Source organism: Brevibacterium picturae, from assembly GCF_030453725.1.
GTDB classification, from domain to species: Bacteria; Actinomycetota; Actinomycetes; order Actinomycetales; family Brevibacteriaceae; genus Brevibacterium; species Brevibacterium sandarakinum_A.
This window is the reverse complement of sequence record NZ_JAKDJU010000194.1, coordinates 1-5,220: the sequence shown is the minus strand read 5'-3', so window position 1 is coordinate 5,220 and position 5,220 is coordinate 1. Positions and strand designations below refer to the sequence as shown.

4 protein-coding genes are annotated in these 5,220 nt (G+C 63.8%); 2 read left to right on the top strand and 2 right to left on the bottom strand.

Annotated features, from left to right (window positions below):
* Positions 1-44: 44 nt before the first annotated feature.
* A complete protein-coding gene (locus L0G76_RS13870; protein WP_304357756.1) occupies positions 45-1,079 on the top strand; it encodes a hypothetical protein in 1,035 nt (344 codons plus the stop codon).
* Positions 1,080-1,107: 28 nt separating this feature from the next.
* On the opposite strand, the gene L0G76_RS13865 is transcribed toward L0G76_RS13870, so the two are convergent.
* A complete protein-coding gene (locus tag L0G76_RS13865; RefSeq protein WP_304357755.1) occupies positions 1,108-2,262 on the bottom strand; it encodes a C45 family autoproteolytic acyltransferase/hydrolase in 1,155 nt (384 codons plus the stop codon).
* 34 nt (positions 2,263-2,296) lie between these two features.
* The gene (locus L0G76_RS13860; RefSeq protein ID WP_304357754.1) at positions 2,297-3,391 is read right to left on the bottom strand and encodes an MBL fold metallo-hydrolase; all 1,095 of its coding nucleotides are present in this window, start codon (positions 3,389-3,391) and stop codon (positions 2,297-2,299) included.
* Positions 3,392-3,843: 452 nt separating this feature from the next.
* Here L0G76_RS13860 and L0G76_RS13855 point away from each other — a divergent pair, with 452 nt between their 5' ends.
* A complete protein-coding gene (locus L0G76_RS13855) occupies positions 3,844-5,217 on the top strand; it encodes an APC family permease (RefSeq protein WP_304357753.1) in 1,374 nt (457 codons plus the stop codon).
* The last annotated feature ends 3 nt before the right edge of the window (positions 5,218-5,220 follow it).

Below are 5,220 nucleotides of genomic sequence, written 5' to 3'. Positions count from 1 at the left end.
GTCTTCCGCCACCGGACCGCTCCGCAGGCACTAAGGTGGTTGGCGTGAATGAACTACAGCGCGAATATTACGCCTTCATCAACAACATGGATGTCCGCCTCGGCGCGTTCGTCCTCGCCGACCTGCCGGAGACCTTCGACAACGAAGACGGAACCACGGTGAAGTTCCCCAAGGACTTCGGCCCCAAGTCCCTGCCGATGCTCGAGTTCTTCGTCCTCTCCCGCTTCTCCTCCCCCGACGAGGTGATCGACCCGGACAACCGCAGGTTCGTCGAGGGCCTCATCCGCTACCTCGGCGAGACCTATCTGCGTGCGATCGGCGGGGCCTGGGACCACGACGAGGAGACCGGGAACGGGATGCCGTTCATCCGCCCGGACACCGAAGAGGGGCCGCTGAAGGGCGAGCCCATTCCCGTTCTGGCGATCATCCTCGCCGCAGTCGATGCCCGAACCGCCGAAGTGTTCACAGCGGTCCTCGACAAGGCCCGCGAGAACCTGGGCGGCGACGGCTCACCCAAGCGCAACTGCACCGGTCTGGCGATGGGAATGCTCACTGCCGAGAATTCCGACGAGGAAGAGGTCGAGTTCCTCTCCCGCTTCATCGGCACCGTGGAGCCCGGCATTGCCGCTTGGACTCAGGAACAGGCCGACCCGTCCTCGTGGGCGTACGAGCGTGAGAGCCTCGCCCGTCTGGGCAAGCAGGTCAAGGTTCGCTATGACTCGCGTGAGGAGATGATGAGCGAGGAGGAGACTCCGTTCGTCGCGGGCGCAATGCGCTTCATCGGTGAGACGATCCGCAGGATCGGTTTCGGCCAGTGGCGCTACGGCGCGAATCTCGAAGCCGACGATCCTCGCAGCCGACAGCCATTCATCCGGTTCATCATCGGCGACCAGAACCTCGACATGGTTCCCTGGCGTCTGACTCAGACGGCGCTCGAGGACACGGATTCGATTGCCGCGGGCCTCGACACAGTCATCTCGATGCGTGAGGAAGAGGCCGCGAACGAAGAGGCCTCCAACCATGCGGACAGTGCCGAGGCAGAGTCGGACGACGCCGAGACTGCGCCCGACCAGAACTGACCGGCCGCCTGATCACTGAGCCTTCGGTTCAGAGCTGATAGCGGCGGTTGCCGCGCATCCCGTCTGCCGGCGAGCCCGGAGCCAGGTCGATCTGTCTGCGGGCCGGGTTGATCTGCACGGTGACCAAAGTCGCCGACCGGTTCCCATAGGCGGCACCAGGGTCCGGTGTGCAGGACACCGGGGCCTCCCCCGGCCCCGTGGTGAGAATGTCGATCAGCTCGGCCGTCGACTCGGGCCCGCCCGATGATCCGTCTCGACCCGATGTTCCGGCTCGATTGGAGTATTCCTCGATTCGCCGTTCGAGGTGGGCCTGACGCGCCCTTGAGGTCGAGGTCGCGTTGAGCTCGAGGCTTCCGGGGAGGAGGTCCGGGTGGAGGAAGTGGTTCGTGTGCAGCAGGAACCCTTCGCCGGCACCTGTCGACGCACTCGAGTCCTCGGCTCGGCGTTCGCGCTTCTTCGCGTTGGCGATCTCGACCTGGACCACATCGTCGGCGGTGACCACCGTGATAATCGACGAGGACGAGGCCTGCGCCGAGTGGATGATCTCGAGAGCCTCGTCCAGGGTCTCAGCCTTCGACAGCACCCGTTCGAGGATCATGTGGATGGGCACTCCCCCCGACTCGTCGCCTTCGTGCTTGAGGATGTTGAGCAGCACGCCGACGCCTGCTTCGTTGAGCCCGATCTTGCCGAGCATCCCGTATTCTGCGATGCCCACGTGGCGCAGCTGACCGGGCACGGAGCCGGTGTCGTTGATGTGCCAGAGCGTCGAGAAGTCGGCCGCCCAATCCCAGTTCTGGGCCGCGATCGACGCCCCTGGGCGGGTGAAGGTCACGGTCGAACATTCGGTCGCCGAGGCAGGTGCCAGGGTCATGATCTCCGTGCGGGCGATGACTTCCATGAGCTCGTCGATGGAGACCCCGGCGGCCCCGGCCACGGCGGCTAGCTCCTCGGCGGCTTCCGGTGACCACTCCTGGAGTCGTGCGTGACTCGCGGCGGCAGCGGCACGCACGTCCACCTCGGCGATGGACAGGAATTCGAAGTAGCGGCGATAGCCGGCAATCGCGGAGTGGATGCCCGTACGCAGCTCGCGCCCCCGCTGGGCACCGCGTTGGACGTGGTCAGCAGCTCGGGAGGTGAAGACCTCCGGCCTGACCTCGGCGGCAGGAACGTAGTCGGTGCTCACAGGCGACTCCTCAACTCGTGTGGACCCGATTGTCTCATCCCTGCGGGACGAGCGACCCCACTCCCAGGTCGATGTCCAGGTAGTGCATGTGCGCGGCGGTTTCGGCCAGGGCGGCGAACAGGTTGAAGTTGTGCAGCGAATCGAATCCGCGCGACCAGTGCAGCCCCTGCGCGATCGAGTAGACGCTGTGGTCGTCGGTGGCGTCCATGCGCTCGGTGATCTCATCGAGGCGCTGGCGATGATGCTCGATGAGTTCGCGCTTGCGGTCGTGGAGTCCGTGGAAGCGGAACCCATGGGCCGGGAGGACGGCCACATCGGCGTCCAGGTTTCCGATCTTGTCCAGGGAACCGAGATAGTCGCCGAGGCTGTGCGTGATCGCGCCGCTGTCGAGCCCGATGTTCGGGGTGATCGTGGGCAGCACGTGGTCGCCGGAGAACAGCAGCCCGTCCTCGTCGCGGACGAAGACCGAATGTCCGTAGGTGTGGCCCGGTGTCCACAGCGCCCGCAGCGCCCCGGACTCCGTGGGCAGCTGTGATCCGTCGTCGAGGATGGTGATGGCGTCGGGCATGCTGCTCATCAGCAGTGCGAATTCGTTCTTGGAACCGGCACTGCCTTGGGCGTTCTTGCTGCTGTTCTTGGCGCTGACCTGGAGGGCCTCGACTTCGGCCCAGCGATCTTCGGGCACTCCGTAGGCGCGGGCGATATTGATGCTGGGGTCGACCCCGGTGCCCAGGTCCACGCTCTGCGAGAAGAACTGTTTGATCGAGCGCAGGTCCTCGCCGTGCATGGCCACCCACATATCGGGGTTCTTGTGCAGCAGCGCCGGAACCAGTCCGATGTGGTCGCGGTGGTAGTGGGTGATGGCGATTCCGTGCACGTTCGCCACCGTGAATCCCAGGGATTCCAGCGCCGAGGTGAGCGCCAGGTATTGGTCCTTGCCGTCCCAACCGGGATCGATGAGGATCAGACCCGAGCCGTCGGCGATTCCGTAGCAGTAGGTGTAGACGAGCGGGTTGTTCGGGATCGGGACCGGGATCGCCCACACGCCTTCGGCGACCTTCTCCACTGCGGGCAGGACCCGATCCTTCCAGGCCGCCGCCTGTGCTGAGCTGAGTGTTTCGATCGCCATTGCTGAGATTGCCTCTCTTCGTCGAGCATCATGGGCGAGCCCGCCTGGGCCGAACCATCGAGGCCCTTGTACCGTGGGCCCACATTGCCATTGCCGCCCAACTTACTCTCTTTGCGCAGTTACTGAAACGTCGTTCGATAGGCGGGATGGAGCCGACACCACCAGGGAGGACTGCGACTGCGGGAGGGCGGGGCAACCTCGGCGGGTGAGCATTCTCCGCGAGGCGCCGGGCCCACGGACCCGCGACCGCCGACAATCAGCATTCATTTCTACTGGATTCGTTGCGAATGACGCGCATCAGGTGACGTTATCGTTTCATTTCGTGGGAATGGTTTCGTTTTCGGTTGCAGAAGGGATAGCATCTATGGCGCAGATCACTTCTGCACCTGTGCGGAAGCACGGTCGGGTGCAATCGCCACGACATCCGGCAAGACTCATTGGGGAGGATTGATATGGCTGCGTCAGGCTCACTGAAACGCAACCTCGGGCTGTGGTCCATCGTTGGGCTCGGTCTCGGATATATGACGCCGACGGTGGTCTTCGATACGTTCGGAATCGTGTCGGATGAAACCAACGGCGCGGTACCGGCTGCATACCTCGTCGCGCTCATCGTCATGGTGTTCACGGCGTTCAGCTACGGAAAGATGGTCAAGGTCTTCCCCACTGCGGGTTCGGCCTATACCTACACCCGCGAAACCATGAGCCCCGGACTCGGCTTCCTCGTCGGCTGGACCTCACTCATGGACTATCTGCTGCTGCCGATGGTCAACTGCCTCATCGCGCGACTGTATATGGAGTCGCTCGTCCCCGATGCCCCAGCCTGGGTGTGGGTGGTTCTCTACACGGTGATCATGACCGGCATCGTCACCACGTCCATGCGCGGAACGGCCAATTTCAACGCTGTGCTCCTGGTCTTCGCCGTCACCATGGTCGCGCTCTTCTGTGTCGTCGCCATCGTCAACCTGACCAATGGCGAAGGCTCCGGCATCGTCTTCAGCCCCGAGCCCTTCATGCACGAGGGCGTGCACATGTCTGCACTGCTGACCGGCGCCACCGTGGTCTGCTTCTCCTTCATCGGCTTCGACGCCGTGACGATGTACACCAACGAAGCCAAGCATGTGAACATCATGCCCAAGGCGATTCTGCTGACAGTCCTCGCCGGCGGCACCATCTTCCTCGTCGCCAGCTACTTCGCCCAGCAGCTCTTCCCCGACAATTCGCAGTTCAATGTCGTCGACGATCCGCTGCCGGAGATCGGGCTCCTGGCTGGAGGGCCCGTCTTCATGGGCTTCTTCCTCGCTGCCGCCTTCGCTGCCACGGTCGCCTCGGGACTGGCGTCCCATGCGTCGGTGTCGCGAATGATGCTGGTGATGGGCCGCAACGGCGTCCTGCCGCGCAAGGCCTTCGGCTACATCCATCCGAAGACGCACACTCCGATGTTCAACATCATCCTGGTCGGCGCAGTGTGCCTGTTCGCGATGTCGTTCAGCCTCGAGTTCATCTCTGCGCTGATCAACTTCGGTGCCCTCATCGCGTTCACCTTCGTCAACCTCACGGTCATCGCGCACTTCGCATTCCGGACCAAGCAGGTCGTCGATTTCAAGTCCGCATTCAAATACGTGGTGATGCCGGCAATCGGCGCGATCCTCACCGGCGTCCTGTGGGTGAGCCTGCATGAGACCGCCCTCATCGGCGGCGCCATCTGGTTGGCCGTCGGCGTCATCTACCTGGCCGTGCTGACCCGCGGCTTCAAGCGGACGGTCCGCAGCTTCGATGACCCCGAGGCCGACGCAAAGATGTCCGAACCGGAGCCCGCTGAGGAGTAGGGC